The organism is Stenotrophobium rhamnosiphilum (assembly GCF_003052265.1).
Classification (GTDB): Bacteria; Pseudomonadota; Gammaproteobacteria; order Nevskiales; family Nevskiaceae; genus Stenotrophobium; species Stenotrophobium rhamnosiphilum.
Map to the genome: position 1 here is coordinate 47,706 of NZ_QANS01000008.1, position 21,862 is coordinate 69,567.

General features: G+C 55.6%; 18 protein-coding genes. 8 read left to right on the forward strand and 10 right to left on the reverse strand.

Annotation, left to right across the window (positions count from 1 at the left end; genetic code table 11):
* Positions 1 to 45 precede the first annotated feature (45 nt).
* From CJD38_RS17120 to CJD38_RS17130, 3 genes are all read left to right on the forward strand, one after another.
* Positions 46 to 1,785, forward strand: a complete 1,740-nt coding sequence (locus CJD38_RS17120; protein ID WP_161554275.1) for an alkyl sulfatase dimerization domain-containing protein — start codon at positions 46 to 48, stop codon at positions 1,783 to 1,785.
* Positions 1,786 to 1,958: 173 nt separating this feature from the next.
* Complete coding sequence (locus CJD38_RS17125; RefSeq protein ID WP_107941607.1) at positions 1,959 to 3,017, forward strand: class I SAM-dependent methyltransferase; 1,059 nt, start codon at positions 1,959 to 1,961, stop codon at positions 3,015 to 3,017.
* The gene (locus CJD38_RS17130) at positions 3,014 to 3,730 is read left to right on the forward strand and encodes a pseudouridine synthase (protein ID WP_107941608.1); all 717 of its coding nucleotides are present in this window, start codon (positions 3,014 to 3,016) and stop codon (positions 3,728 to 3,730) included. Before CJD38_RS17125 ends, CJD38_RS17130 begins: the two co-directional genes overlap by 4 nt.
* Positions 3,731 to 4,176: 446 nt before the next feature.
* Here the strand turns inward: CJD38_RS17130 and folB are convergent, their stop codons facing one another.
* The gene (folB, locus tag CJD38_RS17135; protein WP_107941609.1) at positions 4,177 to 4,554 is read right to left on the reverse strand and encodes a dihydroneopterin aldolase; all 378 of its coding nucleotides are present in this window, start codon (positions 4,552 to 4,554) and stop codon (positions 4,177 to 4,179) included.
* 2 nt (positions 4,555 to 4,556) lie between these two features.
* On the reverse strand, positions 4,557 to 5,564 hold the full coding sequence (tsaD, locus tag CJD38_RS17140; protein ID WP_107941610.1) for a tRNA (adenosine(37)-N6)-threonylcarbamoyltransferase complex transferase subunit TsaD: 1,008 nt from the start codon (positions 5,562 to 5,564) through the stop codon (positions 4,557 to 4,559).
* A gap of 190 nt (positions 5,565 to 5,754) precedes the next feature.
* Here tsaD and rpsU point away from each other — a divergent pair, with 190 nt between their 5' ends.
* The 4 genes from rpsU to rpoD all read left to right on the forward strand — a co-directional run bounded on the left by rpsU (position 5,755) and on the right by rpoD (position 10,511).
* On the forward strand, positions 5,755 to 5,970 hold the full coding sequence (gene rpsU, locus CJD38_RS17145) for a 30S ribosomal protein S21 (protein ID WP_107941611.1): 216 nt from the start codon (positions 5,755 to 5,757) through the stop codon (positions 5,968 to 5,970).
* Positions 5,971 to 6,065: 95 nt separating this feature from the next.
* Positions 6,066 to 6,518: a GatB/YqeY domain-containing protein gene (locus tag CJD38_RS17150; protein WP_107941612.1), complete on the forward strand. Its 453-nt coding sequence runs from the start codon at positions 6,066 to 6,068 to the stop codon at positions 6,516 to 6,518.
* 246 nt (positions 6,519 to 6,764) lie between these two features.
* Complete coding sequence (dnaG, locus tag CJD38_RS17155) at positions 6,765 to 8,531, forward strand: DNA primase (protein WP_107941613.1); 1,767 nt, start codon at positions 6,765 to 6,767, stop codon at positions 8,529 to 8,531.
* Positions 8,532 to 8,654: 123 nt separating this feature from the next.
* Entirely contained in the window at positions 8,655 to 10,511 is a 1,857-nt protein-coding gene (rpoD, locus tag CJD38_RS17160) for an RNA polymerase sigma factor RpoD (RefSeq protein WP_107941614.1), read from the forward strand.
* A gap of 122 nt (positions 10,512 to 10,633) precedes the next feature.
* On the opposite strand, the gene CJD38_RS17165 is transcribed toward rpoD, so the two are convergent.
* Positions 10,634 to 11,131 carry an RNA pyrophosphohydrolase gene (locus CJD38_RS17165; protein ID WP_107941694.1) on the reverse strand — a complete coding sequence of 166 codons (498 nt, stop codon included), beginning with the start codon at positions 11,129 to 11,131 and terminating at the stop codon, positions 10,634 to 10,636.
* Positions 11,132 to 11,243: 112 nt separating this feature from the next.
* Between CJD38_RS17165 and CJD38_RS17170 the strand changes: the two genes are divergently transcribed.
* Positions 11,244 to 11,912 carry a histidinol-phosphatase gene (locus CJD38_RS17170; protein WP_107941615.1) on the forward strand — a complete coding sequence of 223 codons (669 nt, stop codon included), beginning with the start codon at positions 11,244 to 11,246 and terminating at the stop codon, positions 11,910 to 11,912.
* A 152-nt stretch (positions 11,913 to 12,064) separates the two neighbouring features.
* On the opposite strand, the gene CJD38_RS17175 is transcribed toward CJD38_RS17170, so the two are convergent.
* The 7 genes from CJD38_RS17175 to nuoK form a co-directional block, all read right to left on the reverse strand.
* Positions 12,065 to 12,409 (reverse strand): zinc ribbon domain-containing protein, encoded by a 345-nt coding sequence (locus CJD38_RS17175; protein WP_206363060.1) that lies wholly within the window; start codon positions 12,407 to 12,409, stop codon positions 12,065 to 12,067.
* A 29-nt stretch (positions 12,410 to 12,438) separates the two neighbouring features.
* A complete protein-coding gene (locus tag CJD38_RS17180) occupies positions 12,439 to 14,217 on the reverse strand; it encodes a patatin-like phospholipase family protein (protein ID WP_107941616.1) in 1,779 nt (592 codons plus the stop codon).
* Positions 14,218 to 14,423: 206 nt separating this feature from the next.
* A complete protein-coding gene (locus tag CJD38_RS17185) occupies positions 14,424 to 16,394 on the reverse strand; it encodes a M2 family metallopeptidase (protein ID WP_240783708.1) in 1,971 nt (656 codons plus the stop codon).
* A 126-nt stretch (positions 16,395 to 16,520) separates the two neighbouring features.
* Positions 16,521 to 18,002, reverse strand: coding sequence for an NADH-quinone oxidoreductase subunit NuoN (nuoN, locus tag CJD38_RS17190; RefSeq protein WP_107941617.1), 1,482 nt, complete (start codon positions 18,000 to 18,002; stop codon positions 16,521 to 16,523).
* A complete protein-coding gene (gene nuoM / locus CJD38_RS17195; RefSeq protein ID WP_107941618.1) occupies positions 17,999 to 19,546 on the reverse strand; it encodes an NADH-quinone oxidoreductase subunit M in 1,548 nt (515 codons plus the stop codon). The genes nuoN and nuoM overlap by 4 nt, the downstream gene beginning before the upstream one ends.
* Positions 19,543 to 21,465: an NADH-quinone oxidoreductase subunit L gene (gene nuoL, locus CJD38_RS17200; protein ID WP_107941619.1), complete on the reverse strand. Its 1,923-nt coding sequence runs from the start codon at positions 21,463 to 21,465 to the stop codon at positions 19,543 to 19,545. The genes nuoM and nuoL overlap by 4 nt, the downstream gene beginning before the upstream one ends.
* Positions 21,462 to 21,770, reverse strand: coding sequence for an NADH-quinone oxidoreductase subunit NuoK (gene nuoK / locus CJD38_RS17205; protein WP_107941697.1), 309 nt, complete (start codon positions 21,768 to 21,770; stop codon positions 21,462 to 21,464). The genes nuoL and nuoK overlap by 4 nt, the downstream gene beginning before the upstream one ends.
* Between the last annotated feature and the right edge of the window lie 92 nt (positions 21,771 to 21,862).

Here is a 21,862-nt window from a genome sequence, read left to right on the forward strand (position 1 = left end):
CGCGCTCTGAAACGTGCAGCGCTCACGCTTACGGAATCTTTTTCCATGCTTCGATACGCACGCTTTGTTTTAACCAGCTGCCTCACTGCAGCATTAGTGATCGCCGCTGGCTGCGGGCGCACATCCTCCTCAGCGCCCGCTGAAGCCACCGCACCAACGCCGCAAGCACTGATTGCGCATAGCGAAGAATTCAAGCGCGGCGTTGAGAAGGTCACCGAAGGCGTTTATGTCGCGATGGGCTTTGGCATCGCCAATTCGATCATGTTGGTTGGCACTGACGGCATCATCATTGTCGACACCACCGAAACCGTCGAAGCCGCACGCGAAGTGCTGGCCGAGTTCCGCAAGATCACCGACAAACCCGTGAAGGCGATTGTCTACACGCACTCGCATCCGGATCACATTGGTGGCGCTTCAGTCTTTGCCAATAGCGCGAACGTGCCGATCTACGCGCAAGAAGATGTCGCAAAGAACATGGACAAGCTCGCCACCGAACTGCGCCCCATCATCACGCAGCGCTCGATGCGCATGTACGGCACTCAGCTCACGCCGGAGCAACGGCCGAACATTGGTGTGGGCGGTTATCTGGCGGTGAATGCAGACAGCACGTTCGGCGTGATTCGTCCAACCAAAACTTTCCGCGATACGCTGGAAGACACCGTTGCGGGCGTTCACTTTCAACTCGTACATGCACCGGGCGAGACCGACGATCATTTGTTTGTGTGGCTGCCTGAGAGCAAGGTGCTGCTGCCCGGCGACAACATCTACAAATCATTTCCGAATCTCTACACCATCCGCGGCACGGGATATCGCAGTCCGAAAGCTTGGGCGGCGTCTGTCGACAAGATGCGCGCGCTGCATGCCGAAATTCTGGTGCCGAGTCATTCTCGTCCTTTGATTGGCGCTGCAAAGATTGATGCAATCCTGACTGACTATCGCGATGCGATTCGCTATGTCTACGATCAAAGTATTCGCTTGATGAACCAAGGATTGGTGCCAGACCAAATCGCCGCGCGCATTCGCTTGCCTGCGCATCTAGCTCAGTCTCCTTACCTGCAAGAGTTTTACGGCAAGGCCACGTGGAGTGCGAAAACTGTTTTCGACGGCAACCTCGGTTGGTTTGATGGCGACCCAGCGCATCTGCAACCACTGCCGCCTGAGGATGAAGCGCAGCGCATGGTTGCACTGGCTGGTGGCGCTGCCGCGCTCGACGACAAGATTGAAGCCGCAGCGAAAAGTGGTGATACGCAGTGGGCGCTGCAGCTCACGGGCTACGCCTTGCGTGTCAACGCAGATGATAAGCGCGCCAAGCAAGTGCGTATCGATGCGCTGCGCAAACTGGGCTACGCAGAAACCAATGCGCCCGCGCGTGACTACTACTTGATGTCCGCAGGCGAACTCGCAGGTGAGTTCAGACCGATTGAAGAAGCAGCCAAGCCGACGCCTGCGATGCTGGCTGAGATGCCGATGTCGCTGTACTTCGACGGCATGGCGGTGAATCTGCATGCAGAAGATTGCCTCGATAAAGTCATCAAGGTTGGTTTTGATTTCACCGATAGCAAAGAGCAATACACCTACATCGTGCGCCGCGGCGTCTCTGAAGTTATCAAAGGTATCGCGCCAGATGCCGACATCGTTGCGCGTGTGCCTGCGCAAACGTTCAAGGAAAGTCTGGCCAAGCTGCGTAATCCGGCGATCACCATGGTCAAGGATGTTGAAGTGACCAAGGAAAGCAAACTGGAGTTCTTAAGCTTCATGGCCTTGTTCAAGCCGCCGAATCAATAGTGAACCAACGTAGGAGCGCCTCTTAGGCGCGATGGCTTTTGTGCCAATCGCGCCTAAGAGGCGCTCCTACAGAAAAATGCCCTCTTCGCGAGGGCATTTTCATTGAGGGATCAGACGTCATCACGCGGTTTCTGAGAAAATCCGCGGAATGACTCTCCGAATGCTCGCTCCTTATGTCTCTTGATCTCGCCGACGAGGCGCTGAACACGCTATTCCAGCCCCTTGCCGAAGGCCTACTCGACTGGCCGACCGAAGGTGGCGTGCTGTTCTTGCGCGCGCGTACAGGTCACGCGCTGCAACAGTCCTCCCACCTCGGCTTAATCTGCGAGCAGGAGTTCAAACCATCCGCTGATGCGCTGACGAATGCGGGGCTGACGACCGTCGAACTGGATTCTCTGGAGCCATCACGTCGATTCGCACTGGTGCTGGTACTGCCGCCAAGACAGCGCGAAGAGGCGCGTGCGCTGCTGGCACAGGCGGTCGCGCGTTGCGCGCCAGGTGGACGAGTGCTGGCCAGCATGCGTAACGACGAAGGCGCACGCACGGGCGAAGACGATCTGGCACTCCTCGCTGGCGGAATCAGCAACCTGTCGCGACGCAAATGCCGCGCGTTCTGGACCGCAGCACTGCAAGGGCCCGCTGATCTAGAGCTGGCAGATAAGTGGGCCAAGCTCGACGCGCCGCGCGCAATCCTCGACGGCCGTTTTATTAGTCGACCCGGCGTGTTCGCCTGGGATCGCATCGATCCAGCGTCGGAACTTCTCGCAGCGCATCTGCCAAAGAATCTTGCAGGCCACGCAGCGGATCTTGGCGCTGGTTACGGTTATCTCTCCACAGAACTGCTGACACGTTGCCCACAGATCACGACGATTGATCTATACGAAGCGCAGTCGCGCGCGCTGGCGATGGCTCGTGAAAATCTGCGCGATGCGCGCGTGCCATGTGAATTCTCTTGGCATGACGTCACGGCAGGTCTGTCGCGCCACTACGACGTAATCGTCAGCAATCCGCCGTTTCATGCACAGAGCCGCGAAGATCGGCCCGACCTCGGCCGCCGCTTCATCTCGGTTGCTGCGCAATCGCTGAATGCGAACGGCTCATTCTGGATGGTCGCCAACCGTCACCTCGCTTATGAGTACACCTTGAACGAATGCTTTGCGGAAATCCGTAGCGTTGCCCAAAAAGGCGGATTCAAAGTAATCGAAGCGCGCGGCCCGAGGCAGCAGGCATGACGCTGATCAGGCTACTCGCCAACCTCGGCTACGGCAGTCGCAAAGCAGTGACAGCGATGTTCCGTGAAGGCCGCATCACCGACGCTGCAGGCGAAGTGCTGTATGCCGATGATCGCGTTGCGCACTCCGTAATCCACGTTGATGGCGAGCCGCTGGATCCTCCAGCCGGACTGACGCTGATACTGCACAAACCAACCGGCTATACCTGCTCAACCAAAGATTCCGGCCGCATCATTTATGACCTGCTGCCGCCGCGTTTCATGTTGCGCTCACCTCTGCTCGCGTCCGTCGGGCGACTCGATCGCGAGACCAGTGGCCTGTTGCTGATGACAGACGACGGCGGCTTGCTGCACCGAATCGTTTCACCAAAAGCCGCACTCGGCAAAATCTATGAAGCCAAGCTCGCAGAGGACCTGCGCGGTGACGAAGCGGAAATCTTCGCCAGCGGAACATTGATGTTGGAATCGGAAAACACCCCGCTCGCGCCAGTGCGAATGGAAACGCTGGGACCACGTGAAGCACGCTTAGAACTCACGGAAGGGCGCTATCACCAAGTACGTCGCATGTTCGTTGCTGTGGGCAATCATGTGAACACGCTGCACCGCGCGCGGATTGGCGGATTGTCGTTAGGCGATTTGCCTAGTGGGCATTGGCGAGTGTTGGGCGCGGATGATTTGGAGACGCTGTTTCGACGCGGCTCGGAATCTTATTGATGAGCCAGTGCGCCGCCTTGCGGCGTAAAACTTCCTGCTCTGCTTTGACATCGTGTGTTCCGCGCTGTGGCGCGGGTAACTTTCTTTGATTAACGTCAAAGAAAGTCACCAAAGAAAACGTTTCTAAAAGCAAAGCCACTCTTGCTGTTACTTGAGCGAAGGGTCAGCACGACAACCGACTCTATTCCTGAGCATGTAAAAAGTGATGGCGGCACTTTTTCCTCGCATCGGAAACAGCAGCCAGATAACGTTTGTGCGCTAAAAGCTGAAAGACACAAGTGGCTTTGCTTCTAAGGGTGCTTTCTTTGGGTTACGTTTCTTTGCACCGGCAAAGAAAGGTAACTCGCGCCACAGCGCGAAACACGCCATCTCAATCAGCACAGGCAGTTTTACGCCGCAAGGCGGCTAACTAAAACCTCAACGTTGCGAGTCAAGCCACTCGAAATTTATCGAGCTCCACAAACCGCGTAATCCCCACGCTGCCGCTCAATCTCCACACCAACCGCATCCACCCCTGGAACCGCACCAGGCTTGGCAATACGCAGCTCAAGCGTGTCAATCGGAAATTCCGCAAACAGAAAACGTGCAAGACGTTCCGCCATGGTTTCCAGCAAATGTACGTTCTCGCCTTTAACGAAAGCCATCACCGCATCGCTAATCGCGTGGTAATTCACCGCGTCACGAATATTGTCGCTGGCTGCTGCAGCACGCGTGTCAACACCGACCACGATGTCGATAATCAATGGACGTTCAGCACGCTGCTCCCAATCGTAAATACCGATCACGGTGTGTGCTTGCAGTCCACGAATAAAAACTTTGTCCATGCTTAAACGGTTTCCAACTCAGTAATCGGCCAACGCGGACGCGCTAGCAATGTGTGCGTGTGTTGCCCTTGCGAGCGACGCGCCCAACCAACGTAGGCAATCATTGCCGCGTTATCGGTGCAGAACTCGTGTCGCGGGAAATGCAGCGAGATGTTGTTCTTGCGTGCGAACTCGCCAAGACGTTCACGCAAACGAAGATTCGCGCCGACACCACCAGCCACCACCAACGCAGGAAATCCGGTTTGCTCAATCGCACGCGCGCATTTGATTGCGAGCGTTTCAGTCACTGCTTCTTGAAAGCCGTGCGCGATATCCGCTTTGTCTTGATCCGTCGCGCCTTTAGGCAGCGCAGTGAGCACCGCGGTTTTGAGGCCGCTGAAACTAAAGTCGAGGCCCGGGCGATCCGTCATCGGGCGCGGAAATTTGTAGCGGCCCGGTGTGCCCAGCTGAGCGAGTTTGGCCAGATGCGGGCCGCCGGGATACGGCAGTCCCATCATCTTGGCGGTCTTGTCGAAGGCCTCACCGACGGCGTCATCGAGGCTTTCGCCGAGAATTTCGTAGTCGCCAATTCCGCGAACAGCCACCAACAAGGTGTGTCCGCCGGAAACCAAAAGAGCCATGAACGGGAATTGTGGGCGGTCCGCTTCCAGCATCGGCGCCAGCAAATGGCCTTCCATGTGGTGGACTGGAATCAGCGGCAGATTGTGGGCGGCTGCCATACCCGCGGCCACCGCCCCGCCTACCATCAGCGCCCCAACCAGACCCGGGCCGGCGGTGTAGGCCACGCCTGTTAGTTGATCTGGACGCAGATTAGCACGCGCTAAAACCTCACGAATCAATGGGTTAATTCGCGCCACGTGGTCGCGCGAGGCTAATTCCGGCACTACGCCGCCGTACTCGGCATGCAGGGCAACCTGACTATATAAGGCGTGCGCCAATAGCCCGCGCTCGCCGTCATAGATGGCGGCAGCGGTTTCGTCACAGGAGGTTTCGATGCCAAGAACGGGCATAGGACTGATGGTGTTAAGGGAATTCTTTAATGAATAGTCCGAGGCAAGGACGCCTCGGAACCCAGACAGGGACGTCGACACTCCCCGGCACGCGATTCTAAGCGGATTGCGCCAAAGGCGCGAACCGCTTAGAATCGCGGCCCTTTTACTGGGCGTGTGCCCCTTCGCTGTATCCTGAGAGTTCTGAATAATGCCAACTGTACGTGTCCGTGATAACGAGCCGTTTGAAGTCGCCCTGCGCCGTTTTAAGCGCACTTGCGAAAAAGCCGGAGTCCTCACCGACGTTCGTAAGAAGGAATTCTTCGAAAAGCCGAGCCAGGAACAGAAGCGTAAGCGCGCAGCTGCCGTGAAGCGTCAGCAGAAGAAAGTATCTCGCGAAGCGACCCGTCGTACTCGCCTGTACTAAGAGCCGGTAAATAGGCCGGCACATTTCAATATTGTGCCGGCCTGCTCTTCAAGTCCGTCACAGCTCCCTGTAGCTCATCAAGACGGACTCTAAAAATGTCACAAGACCTCAAAACCCGCGTTCTTGAAGACGTCAAAACTGCGATGCGTGCGCAAGAAAAACTGCGCCTGTCAGTTTTGCGCATGCTCACTGCTGAAATGAAACAACGCGAAGTCGTTGATAGCGTCGAACTCACCGACGCCGTAGTCAGCGCCGCCATCGAAAAGATGATCAAGCAGCGCCGCGATTCCGAAAAGCAGTACACCGATGGTGGCCGCCCTGAACTCGCCGCCAAAGAAGCCGAAGAAATCAAAATCCTGATGGTTTATCTGCCCGAGCAGCTGACGGCCGATGAACTCGTGGCCCTTGTGAAACAGGCCGTTGCCGAAACCGGCGCGGTTGAAGGCAAGGACATGGGCAAGGTGATGGCCTGGATCAAACCCAAGGCACAGGGCCGCACTGATATGGGCAAGGTCTCGGGCCTGATCAAAGCACAATTGGCGGGCTAAGTCCGGCTTGTCATCCCCGCGCAGGCGGGGATCCAGTTTTCGTTCCAATTTGCACCAGCGCTAGAACTGGATGACTCGCTACGCTCGCCCTTCGGGCGCCCAAAAATGGGCGTTCAACGCGCTAAGCGCTTTTGTCCCGCCTCCGCGGGAATGACGACAAACAGCTGAACTCCAATCCCTCTCCCGACCGAGAGGGATTTTATTTTTTGTTAGTGCCATCCCAAGTTGACCCGCTAAACTCTGATCGTGGCCGGCCGAATTCCTGAATCGTTTATCCAAGATCTCCTCGCACGAACGGATATCGTCGAGGTGATTAGCTCGCGCGTGGAACTTAAACGCGCTGGCCGGGAATATCGCGGGCTCTCGCCGTTCACACACGAAAAATCGCCGTCGTTCTTCGTCAATCCAGCGAAGCAAATGTTCTTCGACTTCAGCTCGGGCAAGAACGGTAACGTCATTGGTTTCTTGATGGAGTTCGATCGCCTCACTTACGTTGAAGCGATTGAAGACCTCGCACGCAATGCAGGCCTAGAGGTGCCGCGCGAAGGCGGACACCACACTGATCGTCTCGTGCTTGATGGCCCACTCGATGCCTCGGCCGCTGCAGAACGATTCTTCCGTGAGCAGCTACGCAAGTATCAACCTGCGATTGATTACCTGAAGAAGCGCGGCGTCAGTGGCGAAACTGCCAAGACTTTCGGCATTGGCTACGCACCGGAATCATGGGACGCGCTAACCAAATTTTTCCAAGACACCGGGCATGCAGTTGATGCAGGACTACTGATCAAACGTGACGACGGTAGCGGCGTCTACGATCGCTTCCGTAATCGCGTGATGTTCCCGATTCGCGATACACGTGGCCGCACAATTGCCTTCGGTGGTCGCACGCTCGGCAACGATCCTGCGAAATATTTGAACTCGCCAGAAACACCGCTCTTCCATAAAGGCAGAAATCTTTTCGGCCTCTACGAAGCGAAACAATCCGATTCGAAGCTGCCCTACCTGATCGTTGTCGAAGGCTATATGGACGTCGTCATGCTCGCGCAGCACGGCATTCAAGAAGCTGTTGCGACGCTGGGTACAGCAACCACGCAAGATCATCTGCATCTGCTGTTCAAATCAACCAGCAAAGTCGTGTTCTCCTTCGATGGTGATCGCGCTGGCCGCGCCGCTGCATGGCGTGCGCTCGAACAAGCATTGCCGGAAGTCTACGAAGGCCGCGAGTGCGTCTTCATGTTCTTGCCGGACGGTCACGACCCCGACACGCTGGTGCAGGAAATTGGCGCTGACGAATTCCGCAGACGCATTGGCGAAGCACTTTCGCTCTCGCAATTCTTGCTCGGTGAACTCGCTAAGCAAGTGAATCTCGGCACCATGGATGGCCGCGCGCGTCTCGCTGCATTAGCTCGTCCGCATATTGAAAAATTACGCGAAGGCCCACTGCGCGCATTGATTCTCGACGAGCTCTCTCGCCTCACGCGTCTGTCGCGCGCAGACATGGAAGCGACTCTGAATCGCCCTCAAGCTAACGGCGGCTCTACTCAATCCAGCTACGCACAAAACGTATCGCCCGGCCCAGGCAAAGCAGAAACCGGCGCAAGTCGTCCGATCAAACGCGCGATGCAACTTTTGCTAGAACGTCCTTCGCTGGCCGAACGCGTCGAGCACTTTGAATTGCTGGCGCAGAGCGACGCGCCCGGCGTGGAGTATCTGATCGAGATGATCGATTTCTTCCATGCACATCCAGAAGCACACGCCGCACAATTGCTTGAATTTTGGCGTGACACTCCCAAATCAAAGGCATTGGAAAGGCTGCTCCAGCAGGAAGTTAACGTGGATGAAACCACGCTGGAACGTGAATTTTTGGAGACGATTACGCACCTTTTGCAGAAGGGTTTGCGTGCGCGAGTTCAGAACCTGCTGGCCGAAGCCCGCCTACGCCCGCTGACGATTGCTGAAACCCGAGAAATTGAAAGCATTACCAGAGACTTAGCCACCAAAGCACAGTCCTGAAATGAGCCCAAAACAGGGGGCTTTACTGGCGGCTTTTGAGCGGATTTTTGGGTCGAATGTGTATAATTAGCAGCACATGACGGCCTTTTTTGGCCGCTTTTTTGTTACAGAGTTCAGCCGAATATGACCGTGAATCCTTCCGTCGCTGATAAACAATCCCAGATCAAAGCCCTGATTGCGCAAGGTAAGGAAAAAGGATTTCTGACTTACGCTGAAGTTGCTGACCATCTACCTGAAATCGTAGATGCGGAGCAGATCGAAGACATCATCAGCATGATTCAGGCGATGGGTATTCCGGTTCACGAAGAAGCACCGGATACCGAATCACAGTTGTTCGCAGAACCCGCTGTTGTCGCCACGGCTGAAGAAGAAGAAGACGCCGCTGAAGAAGCGATCACCAACGCCACGGTAGACGATCAGTTCGGTCGCACCACCGATCCAGTGCGCATGTACATGCGCGAAATGGGCAGCGTTGAACTGTTGAATCGCGAAGGCGAAATCCGCATCGCAAAGCGCATCGAAGAAGGCCTCAACGAGGCCATGTACGCGATGGCGCAGTACCCCGAGACCGTTGCCATCCTGCTCGAATCATTCGAGCTGCATAAGGCTGGCAAGAAGCGTCTCGCAGAAATTGTTACCGGCTTCTTTGATCCTAATGCTGAAGAAGCTCCGCCTCCGCCGCCTCCACCAGAAGTGGAAGAAGACGATGAAGCAGAACTCGACGTTGTTGCTGGCGCCGAAGAGGAAGAAGAAGCAGTCGACACGGGTCCTGATCCAGTTCTGACCGCAGAAAAATTTGCTGAACTCCAGAGCCTGTATGACAAGGCTTGGGACTCGTTGCTCAAACTCGGCAGCGCCAACAAGAAGACTCAACAGAATCGCGCAGCAGTTGCCGAGCTGATCATGACCTTCAAGCTGTCACCGAAGATGGTCGACGAAATCACGCGCAACCTGCGTGCTCGCGTTGATCAGGTTCGCAGCACTGAGAAGTCGATCATGCGCATCTGCGTCATTGACGCTGGCATGCCGCGTGACGAATTCCTTCGCATGTACAAAGAAGGCGGCGCGACCAGTGAAGACTGGATCGTTAAAGCGATTCGCGGCAAGCGTAAATATTCTTCCGAGCTGAATACGCGCAAAGAAGAAATCTTTGAATTCCAGGCCAACCTTCGCAAGATGGAAGGCGACAACCTGCTCACGCTGGACGAAATCAAAGACATCAACCGTCGCATGAACGTTGGCGATGCCAAGGCTCGTCGCGCGAAGAAGGAAATGGTGGAAGCCAACCTTCGTCTCGTGATCTCGATTGCGAAGAAGTACACCAACCGCGGCTTGCAGTTCCTCGACTTGATTCAGGAAGGCAATATCGGTTTGATGAAAGCTGTCGACAAGTTTGAATATCGTCGCGGTTATAAATTCTCAACGTACGCGACGTGGTGGATTCGTCAGGCCATTACGCGTTCGATCGCCGATCAGGCACGCACCATTCGTATTCCGGTGCACATGATCGAAACGATCAACAAGCTCAACCGTATTTCGCGCCAGATGCTGCAGGAAATGGGCCGCGAACCAACGCCGGAAGAGTTGGCTGTGAAGATGGAAATGCCGGAAGACAAAATCCGCAAAGTACTGAAGATCGCTAAAGAACCGATCTCGATGGAAACGCCAATCGGCGACGACGAAGATTCGCACTTGGGCGATTTCATCGAAGACGTTATGGCAGTTTCGCCTTTGGAATCGGCAACGTCATCATCACTCGCAGAAGCCACCCACCAGATCCTCGCCAGTCTCACCCCGCGTGAAGCCAAAGTTCTGCGCATGCGCTTCGGCATCGACATGAACACCGACCACACGCTGGAAGAAGTCGGCAAACAATTCGACGTCACGCGTGAGCGCATTCGTCAGATAGAGGCTAAAGCGCTGCGTAAGTTGCGCCATCCTAGCCGTGCGAACTATTTGCGTTCGTTCTTGGACGAGTAAGCAACACGCGACAAATAAAAAGCCCCGCAATGCGGGGCTTTTTATTTGTCGTAGGGTGCGCCGTGCGCACCGAGGGTTCGTGCAAAAACCACCAACGCGTGCGCACAGCGCACCCTACAACTTTATGCAGAGGGCGTCGGTTTCGGCGCTGCCCCAATCAACGGCCCCAACTCATTCAAAGCCCTGTCATAAACATCGCGCTTGAACTCAACCACTTCCGTCAGCGGGTGCCAGTACTCCACCCAACGCCAACCATCAAACTCCGGCGTCTCGCTCGCTGCAAAGTGCACTTTAGATTCTTCCGCAATCAGTCGCAGCGCAAACCACTTTTGCTTTTGACCAATGCACACACGCCCGCGACGGCGGCGAATGTAGCGGCTCGGAAGTTTGTAGCGCAGCCAGTCCTTGGTCACGCCCAGCACTTCAACGTGCTCGCGCACCAAGCCTAGTTCCTCATGCAGCTCGCGGAACAGCGCATCTTCGGGCGTCTCGCCGTGTTTGATGCCGCCTTGCGGAAATTGCCAAGCTTGCTGGCCGATACGTTTAGCCCACAAGACCTGTCCGGTACCACTGATGAGGATGATGCCCACATTGGGGCGGTAACCATCCCGGTCTATCACGTGAAGGTGAATTAAGAAGATTTGTCCCGATTCTTCCACATGCGGCGCGACTCAACAATGCGAATTCCGCAAAATCGCTACGTAAAGATGCGCTGTCACATAAAATAGCAGTATGAACCTCGCGATCTTCGACCTCGATAACACCCTGCTTGCAGGCGATAGTGACTACCTCTGGGGCCAGTTTCTGGTCGAACAGGGCCTCGTCGATGGCAGCAGCTACGAGGAAGCGAACCATCGTTTTTACGATCAGTACAAAGCCGGCACGCTCGATATCTACGAATTCTGCGCATTCAGCATGGGTCCACTGACCCAATACGAACCCGCGCAACTCTACGCATGGCGCGCGCAATTCGTTCGCGAAAAGATTGAGCCGATTGTTGCAGCTGGCACGCCCGCTCTACTCGAACGTCATCGCGCACAAGGCGATCGCCTGTTGATTATGACCGCTACCAATCGCTTCATCACCGAACCGATTGCTGAGCTGCTCAACATCGGCGACTTGATCGCGACTGATCCAGAAATGAAAGACGGCCGCTACACCGGCCGCGTTGCAGGCATTCCTAATTTTCAGGATGGCAAAGTGCAGCGCTTAGAACTCTGGCGCGCAGAACAAACCGAAAAATTTGCACACACCTATTTCTACAGCGATTCACGCAACGACATTCCACTGCTGCTGAAAGCAGATACGGCAGTGGCGGTGGATGCGGATGAGGTGTTGTTGGCTGAAGCAACCAAGCGTGGCTGGCCAGTGATTACCTTGCGCGGGCCACAACCCGACTAAACTTGTAGGCTGGGTTAGTTTCATCAACCCAGCATGTCTTGCTTGTTAGATAGATGCTGGGTTTCGCTCGGCAACTGCTCCTGCGTTGCTCTACCTCGGGCATCCATGCCCTCGTACGCTTCAACCCAGCCTACGGACTGATTAGTGCACGTTCAACCGCCAATCAGGAAATCAGCAGCTTGCTGAAACACGCTGGCTTTTCCGTGATACAGCTCGCTGAACTTACAGCGCACACAAACGACCGCTGTAAATCTTTGGTTCTGAAGATTGAATGCTGCACTCAGAAAACCGCCGGAACTACGCAGCTGGACTAGCTCACACTCAGCGTGACCACACTTTCCGCATTTGTAATTGAGGTTAGGCACTCGAGTTTGCATTTCTGCTTCTAGCACGGGGATCACTTCTCGATACTCCTCGCTATTAATCCGAGCCAGCCGAATGTGCTCCGCAAGCGCTTCGAATGAAAGCGCAGGAATTTGGTCAATCGTAGGCTTCATCTCTTAGGCTCCAAAGCCAAATCAGATTTCTATTTAAGCAACGAATCCCGCAACGGCGTGAGCTGTTCCATCGCATGCCGATAGCCACGCTCAACCACTTCATCCATCTTTTTCCAATCAAATAGCGCGATGCCTGTGACAGGCATACGCACGTAAGCATCAGCACGTGCTGCACGCGCTGCGGTGCCACTTTCGCTAGTGAGGGTGGCGGTGCGGAAGATGATGCTGAACAGGCCTGGGCGCTTCGCTGGTGCGTTCCAGCGCAGCAGGCCTTCTGGGTCTGGGCCTTCAATACCGGGCGCGCTTAGGTCGCCGCCTGCGGTGCTGACGTCTGATGCGACGATAGGGCCGCGGCGCATGGCTTGCATTACGTCTGTTGGCAGGCTGTTGATGACAGCGCCATCGACAAACAACTCATTGCGATACGCAATCGGCGGCGCAACACCGGGCACGCACATGCTGCAGGCCAGCCACATATAGAGCGGCCCACGGTCGTGCACCATCGGCGTACCGCGGGTGAGATTGGTTGAGACACAGAAGAATGGCATGCGTAGATGTTCGATCTGGCGCTCACCAAAAACATCGTGCAGCCGATTTACAAATTTGCGGCCGCGAATCAGTGCAACCATCGGCAGCATGTAATCGTTGAGATAGTTGTGCGAAACAAAAGTTTCTCGCGCGATTTCGGCGATTTCGTTGTAGTCGTAACCACAAGCAACCAACGCTGCGAAGAAGCCGCCCATGCTTGAGCCGCCGGTTAAATCGACCGGGATTTTTAATTCATGCAGCGCGCGCAGCAGGCCGATATGCGCAAAGCCACGTGCGCCACCGCCGCCGAGCACTAAGCCGATGCCGCGCCCCGTGAGCTGTCGCACCATCTTCTCTAGATCATCCGCATTGCCGGGGCGCAAAAAATAATGCGCGCTGGCGTGCGTGCATTCACGCCATGTCAGCACGTTGCCTGCGTCAGCACCTTCTGGGCGCAGCAATACAAGATCAACCGGAACACGCGCGCTGCCGCCGCTGCGCAAACGCTCGAGCATCGGCGTCATCTGCGGTTCTTTTGATGCATCAACAACGACGATGATGCGATCTGCCTGACGCATGCAGCGCCGTGCCCAAGAATCCGTTTCACCGCCAGCGGCATAGACCAGATAACGATGCTTGCTCTCAATATCGCCCAGCATGGTCATCATGCGAGCGTTGGCTTCATCTTCCTGAAAGGGCTTGCGTGAGGAACCGTATCCGAGTTCCGCATCAATTAGCACGTCATCAATCAGTTTGACGGTGTCGTGCTGCGCGAGAGCCTGACTGAAGCGCTCTGCAAAATCGTGGGCATCGACGTCACCGCTGGCTGGAATCACTGCGAAGGTATGAACGCTGCGTGCGCTTTCCAAAGCCTTGTCGCGACTCGCTTGTCGCATGCGCGCAATCATCACGCGCGACATCTCGATCAGTGCCTTGGGGTGCGTCGAAATAAAGCGGATTAAATCAGCACGTACCAGCTTCAGAAGAATCGAATCACGCACGGCATGCACCGTGGCGCTGCGGCTTTCATCAGCGATGATTCCAATCTCGCCAACCGGTTCATAACGACCGATATCGCCAATCACTTCGCCACTGTCCAATACCGCGCGCAGACGGCCGGTTGCAACGATATACATGCAATCGGAGATATCGCCTTCATTGAAAAGCACGCCACCGCTTTTGATTTCTCGCACGGTGATGTGTTTGATCAGTGCGTCCATTGCCGTCGGCGTAAGCCGCGAGAACAAGCTGCACTGATAGAGGATCGGCTGTAAGTCCATTTGGTCGATTCTGCGATTTGTTCGAGTCTAACGGATGCGCTATTGATCGCGTAAGCCATTGACTCCAGAACTGACAGCCTGCGCTACAGGGCTAAGAAGCCCCGCTCCTGCGCATCCATGCGCCCGAGGGGTGCCGTACATCCTGTACATAAAAGCGGCGCAATCCTTGCGCCGCTAAGTACCCTGATGCCGCTCCCTTCCCCCAATTATTCGGTCACTGCAGGCGCCTCTGGCACCTTATCCGCAGCAGGCTCCCAGCCACAGCTTTGGTTTTGATTCTGCTGCTTCATATACGCCATCAGCGGCGTGAAGTATTCGATGATCGCTGACGCATCCATCTGGCGTGTGCCGGTCAGTTTCTCCAGCGTTTCCTGCCAAGGCTTGGATGCGCCGGTGCTGAGCATGTCCATAAACTTCTTGCCCGCATCCTTGTTGCCGTAGATATCGCATTCATACAGCGGACCCTTGAAGCCGGCCGCATCGCATAGCGCTTTCTGGAACTGGAACTGGATGATGAAGCTGAGGAAGTAACGCGTGTATGGCGTGTTGCCGGGCACGTGATATTTAGCGCCCGGATCAAAGTCTTCTTCGCTGCGTGGCAATGGCGGTGAAATGCCTTGGTACTGCTCACGCAGCTTCCACCAGCCTTCGTTGTATTGCGCGGGCGTAATCTCGCCGGAGAAAACCTTCCAGCGCCATTGATCAATCAACTTGCCGAATGGCAGGAAGGCGATCTTGTCGAGCGCCACTCGCATCTGTGTATTGATTGTCGCCTTCGGATCTTCTTTCTGCGACGACGCCAAACCCAGCTTGGCCAAATGCGCAGGCGTCAGTGACAAGGTGATGGTGTCGCCGATGGCCTCGTGGAAACCATCATGCGCCGCGCCTTGGAATAGCGGCGTCAGCGGGTTGTACATCAGGTCGTAATAGATGTGACCCAACTCGTGATGGATGGTCTCCAGACTTTCAGCATCAGGATCAATACACATCTTGATGCGCACATCGCCCTTCATGTCCATGTCCCATGCGCTGGCGTGACAAACCACATCGCGATCACGCGGGCGCAACAACATCGATTTTTCGTAAAAGGATTTCGGCAACGGAGGAAAGCCAACCGAGGTGTAGAAATCTTCTGCGATCTTGGTCATGCGCACGGCTTGAGCGGCGTCAGCCTGATGCTCAAGGTCGGAACGCTGCATCGGCGTTGGTGTGCCTTTGAACGCCTTGAGCAATTTGCGCAGCTCTTCATCGCGTTGTTTCTTCAGCGCTGGCGTCACATCAACACTGCGTACGCCTTTATACGGCTCGACCTGATCGTAGATATTGCTCCACTGCTGCGCCCACATATTGCCGAGCAGCTGCGCAGGGATGGTGCCGTTCTTCGACACCACCGCATCGCCATATTTCGCATTGAGCTTGCCGCGCACATAGCAGTGCAGTTCTTCATAGAGCGGCTTGACCTGCGCCCAAAGACGATCCGTTTCCTTCTCGAAATCTGCGGGACTCATGTCATAGCCGGAGCGCCACATTTCGCCAGTGTTGGCGAAACCCATTTCCTTGGCGCCTTGGTTGGTCAACTCGACAAAGCGTTGGTAATCCTTGCGGATGGATTTAGAAGTGGCGTGCCAACCGGCCCAAGCTTCTGCACGTGCTTGTGGCGTCTGCTTCGGATCGTTAAGGATTTTTTCAATCTGATTGAGGTTGAGACATTCCTCTTTGCCGTCGACGGGTCGGCACCATTTTCCGGAGCCATAATTCGCCTCCATGCTCGAAGCCAGTTTGGCGAGCTCTTCACGCTTGGCCGCATCACTTGGCGGTGGCATTGCGGTGCTGAGTTTGAGCAAGCGCATGCTGCGCTCCGTATCTCGCGACATCTCAACGCTATTGAATCGCTTGGCGTCTTCAATGGTCTTGCCGAGATATTCCATCCACTGCTCATTGGCGGTGGAGGACAACAGCTCTGTGTCGTCAGTGATGTAAGTGGATTGCACCCACTGCGCTGAATTCAGAAACGGCATCTTCTTGCGTAGATCAGCGTTTACATCGGCGATGAACTTGTCGGCATCAATCGCTGTGGGGCCTGTGTTCTTCAGCGGTGGCGCCGGAGGCGGCTCGTGCTTGCCGCAGGCAGCGAGCGTTGCCAACACGAGGGTTAAGGCCAATTTCTGATAGCGCACGTTTAACTCCAAAAAACGTATGACTTGATCATAACTCTATAAGCAAAAAGGCCACGCAACTTAACATTGCATGGCCTCTGTTTACGCCTTGCAAGAGTGGGTTTCCCCAGCCTCGCAATCAAATCTTTAGTGGATGCTCAGGGCGCCTGCCTTGATCACCTGGATGAAAGGCTCTGGGTAGATGCCGAGCAGCAGCATCAACAACATTAAGCCCAACACCATCACGCCACCCGCCTGCTGTGCCCAATGCAGCGGCGCGGAGAAGCGGCGACGCTGTGGATCAAGCAGATAGAGCGTGATCATGACGCGTAGGTAGTAATAGAGGCCAATCGCACTGCCCGCGACAACCGCAGCAAGCAGCAGCCACTGATGCTGATTAACACCGGTCGCGATGATGTAGAACTTGCCGATAAAGCCTGCGGTGAGCGGAATGCCTGCAAGCGACAACATCGCCACGGTCAAGATTGAGGTCAGGAAAGGGCGGCGCCAGAACAGACCACGATAGTCGTAGATCTGTGCAGCATCGCGCTCGCCAAACGGGCTCGACATCAAAGTAACCACACCAAACGCGCTGAGCGTGGTGACGACGTAAGTCAGCAGGTAAACACCGACGGCTTCAATCGCGAGCGGGCCGCCAGCAATCAGCGCGACCAACAGATAACCGAAGTGCGCAATCGACGAGTAGGCCAACATGCGCTTGATGTTGCCTTGGAACAAAGCCAGCACGTTGCCAACAATGATCGAAGCGATCGCAATGATCGTCAGCACATCGGTGAGGCCAACGTAGCGATAGAGGCCGCCATCAACGAAGAAGCGCAGCAACACGGCAAACACAGCCGTCTTGGATGCGGTAGCGAGGAAACCAGTAACCGGCGCGGGTGCGCCTTCGTAAACGTCTGGCGTCCACAGATGGAACGGCACCACCGACAACTTGAAGCCAACGCCTGCAAAAATCATTGCGACGCCGGTGAGCGCAATCACTGTGCCGCCGCCGGTTGCTGATGCCCAAGCTGCAAGCTGAGCAAACGACAGAACGCCCGACTGCGAATAGATCAGCGCCATGCCGAATAGCAAGAAAGCCGAAGCGACTGCCGACAACACTAAGTACTTGATGCCGCCTTCCAGCGAGATACGCGACTTGTGTGGGTACGCCACCATTGCGTAGAGCGGAACCGACATCAGCTCAAGGCCGATGAAGAACGAAGCCATGTGGCTAGCGCAGGCCATCACCACGCCACCCAGCGCAGAAATCGTCAGCAAGAGATAAATCTCTTCCTTATTGCCTTGGTAGCCTTCCATGTACGCGTGCAGCAAGGTGCCGGTCGCCAACGTCGTCGCAAGAATCAGCGACATATAGAACAGCGCGTAACCGTCAACGAGCAGCAAAGGTGTGATCTGTTGCGGCACGAACGGCGGCAACAATCCAACCATTGGGCCGAGCAAGAACGCAGCGCAGACCAGCAATGCAATGTTGAGTACGGAAACGCCGAGCGTGGCGTTCCACCAGTGATGGCGTTTAACCGAGATCGCCGCCATCACCACAATCGGCGATGCGCCGGTGATCAGCAGCGGCAACAGAGCGAGCCATTGAGCTTCAGTAAAGTTCATGGCAAGACTCCCGCTGCGGTATGCACAGCCTGCTGCGCTGGCAGATAGATCGCCTGCACAGAAGCCATCGACGCCGCCGAAGTATCCAGCACGATCTGCGGATACAAACCGAGGCCCAACAGAATCAGCATGAGTGACATCATCAAAGCGAGTTCGCGTTTGGAGAGATCCGCCAAAGCGTGATGCTCTTCTCTGGGTGCGCCGTGGAATGCGCGCTGCACCATGATCAGCGAATACACAGCAGCAAGGACCAAGCCGCTAGAGGCGAAGATCGTCACCCACATATCAACTTTCCACGTACCGAGCAGAATCAGGAATTCGCCAACGAAGTTGCCAAGACCTGGCATGCCCAGCGATGCAAAACTGAAGAACAGTGCAATCGGCGGTAGATACGGTAGTCGCGACCACAGGCCGCCCATCTTGCGTAGATCACGCGTGTGCAGACGCTCGTAAATTTCGCCGCAGAGCATGAACAGCGCGCCAGCAGAAATACCGTGCGCCACCATCTGAATCACGACGCCTTGCAGCGCCTGCGTGGTGCCGGCGTAAATGCCGATCATCACGAAGCCCATGTGCGAGATCGAGGTGTAAGCAATCAAACGCTTAATGTCGGTTTGTGCAAACGCCATGAACGCGGCGTAGATGATGCCGATCACGCCCAACCACATTGCGATCGGCGCGAAGCTGGCCGAAGCATTGGGGAAGAACGGCAGCGCAAAACGCAGCAGACCATAAGCCGCAGTCTTCAAAAGAATACCGGCGAGATCAACCGAACCCGCGGTTGGTGCCTGCGAGTGTGCATCTGGTAACCAGCTGTGCACCGGGATCAACGGCATCTTCACTGAGAACGCGATGAAGAAGCCGAGCATCAACATGTACTCAACCATCGGCGTCATCTGCGTTTTCAGCAGATCTTCGTAGTCGAAGCTCAGCACGCCGGTGCTCTGATAATTGACGAATACCAAGCCAAGAATCGCGACCAACATGATCAGGCCTGAAGCCTGCGTGAAGATGAAGAACTTGTTCGCTGCGTAGATGCGTCCTTTTCCGCCTGGTGCGTTATGGCCCCAGAGCGCGATCAGGAAGTACATCGGCACCAGCATCATTTCCCACAGGAAGAAGAACAGGAACATGTCGAGCGTGAGGAACACGCCAACAACGCCGCCGAGATTCCACAACAGATTGAGATGAAAGAAGCCGACGTTCTGCTGAATTTCTTTCCACGAGCAACCCACGGCCATCACGCCAAGGATGTTGGTCAGGATGACGAGAATCAGCGACAGACCATCCATACCCAAGTGGAAGGAAATGCCGAGGCTTGGAATCCAAGGTGCTTGGTATTCAATGGTCCAGTTCGGATGCCCCGTACCCACTTGCGCCAGCGAGTAATCGCCAGTCGCCCACAACCAAATCGAGAGACCGAGCGCCGTCAGCATCGTGAACAGCGCAATCCAACGCGGCACGGCAACGCCGAGCGCACGCTCGCTTATCCAGCACAACAGGCCGCCAATGAACGGCAGAAGAATCAGCCAGACCAGAATCATAGGAGCACCACAACAATCACAAGACAGGCGCCGACGCCCATCGCAAACGCGTAATTGCGCATGCGTCCGTTCTGCGTCGCGGCGAAGAAGCCATGTGCAGAGTGGAAGGCATTAGGAATTTTGGTGATGACGACATCGACGATGTCGTTGCGGTTGATGTGCACCAGCCAGAGGAAAGGCTGCACAAACAACTTGTCATAGAGCCAGTCGAAACCAAACGCGCTCTGCCAGAACTTGCCGATGTACTTCGTCACGGCGCCGTTCTTCAAACGCTCAGGCAGCGCCGGGTTCTTCAGGAACAGATACCAGCTCAGCGCGATACCCATCAGCGTCACGATCAGCGGCAGATACTCGATGAACGCGCCGCCCTTGTGGTGATCAGCAATCACGGCATGCGGCAACACACCATCCAACGGAAGATGGATAAAGCCGCCGAAGATCGCAAGCGCTAACAGCACCAGCAATGGGATGTGGTGATCCAGCGTTTTGGCGCCATGCGGATTTTCATTCGCGGCCAAGCCGTGGTGCGCTTCATCAGCGTGCGCGTCATGCGCATCATGATGCGCGTGTGACTCTTTGCGCCAACGCTCAGGACCAAAGAAAGTGATGAAGATCAGACGGAAGCTATACACGGCCGTGAGGAACGCGCCGAACAAACCAGCCAGCCACAGATCAGTGTGCCCAGTCAGATAAGCCTCGTGCAGGATTTCGTCTTTGGAGAAGAAGCCCGAGGTGAACGGCAGCGCCGTCAGCGCCATGGTGCCGATCAACATGCACCAGAACACCAGCGGAATATGTTTGCGCAGGTTGCCCATCTTGAAGATGTCCTGCTCGTGATGCATCGCCAGAATCACCGAGCCTGATGACAAGAACAACAGCGCTTTAAAGAAAGCGTGCGTCATCAGATGGAAGATGGCGGGTTGGTAAGCACCAACGCCGAGCGCCAAGAACATGTAACCGATCTGGCTCATGGTCGAGTACGCGAGAATTTTCTTGATGTCCGTTTGCATCAGCGCCGTGAAGCCCGCCATCACCAGCGTGACCGCGCCAACAACACCAACACACTGCAGCGCGAACGGCGACAGTTCAAACAGAACATGCGTACGTGCAATCAGGTAAACGCCTGCGGTCACCATCGTTGCAGCGTGGATCAACGCGGAGACAGGCGTAGGACCGGCCATTGCATCTGGCAACCACGTTTGCAGTGGCAGCTGCGCCGATTTACCAACCGCACCGCCGAGCAACAACAGTGCTGCAATCGTCAGCGTCGTCGAGCCCTGCGGCCAGACAACAGCCGCACGTGCCATCACGTCTTGAATGTTCAGCGTGCCGAGTTCATGGAACAGAATGAACAGGCCGATCGCCATAAAGGTATCGCCAACACGCGTCACCACAAATGCTTTGCGTGCAGCCAAACCGTTGGCAGGATCCTTGTACCAGAAGCCGATCAACAGATAGCTGGCAACGCCGACGCCTTCCCAACCGAAGTAGAGGAACAGCAGGTTGTCGCCGAGCACGAGGAACAACATGCTGGCGATGAACAGGTTCATGTACGAGAAGAAGCGCGCAAAACCTTCATCACCGCGCATATACCAAGATGCGAACAGGTGAATGAAGAAGCCAACGCCAGTGATGACCGACATCATCACCAATGACAGGCCATCGAGACGCAGTGAGAATTGCGGCGCGAAACCGCCAACGTTCATCCACGTCCACAGTAGCTGCGTGTACGCGCCACCTTCCGGCGGATGCGTCAGGAACTGGAAGCCGAGCAGTGCCGTCAATGCAGCCGACAAACCAATCGAGCCAACACCAATCACCGCTGCAGCATTTTCAGAAATGCGGCCACGCGAGAACGCCAGCGTTAAAAAGCCGAGCAGTGGGAATAGGAAGACTAAAAACAGGAGATTGAAACTCATCCGCGCATCTCCCCTGCAGCGTCGACATCCAGCGTCTGGAATCGACGATAAAGCTGCAGAACCAAGGCCAAACCAACGCTAGCTTCAGCAGCTGCGAGCGTCAGAATCAGAATGAACATGATCTGTCCGTCAGCCTGCTGCCAGCGGCTACCGGCCACAACAAATGCCAGCGCAGCGCTGTTCATCATTACTTCAATCGACATCAGCATAAAGATGATATTGCGGCGCACGAGTACGCCTGCAAAACCCAGTGCAAAAAGCACTGCGGCTAGTATCAGCCCATGCTCCATCGGTATAGCGGTCACTTCCGTCATCGTTCCCGGTTCCCGTTATTCGTGCTTGCCGAGGGCGAGCCGGAAAGAGATGAATGTCCAGTGGACATTCATCCCGGCGAGCG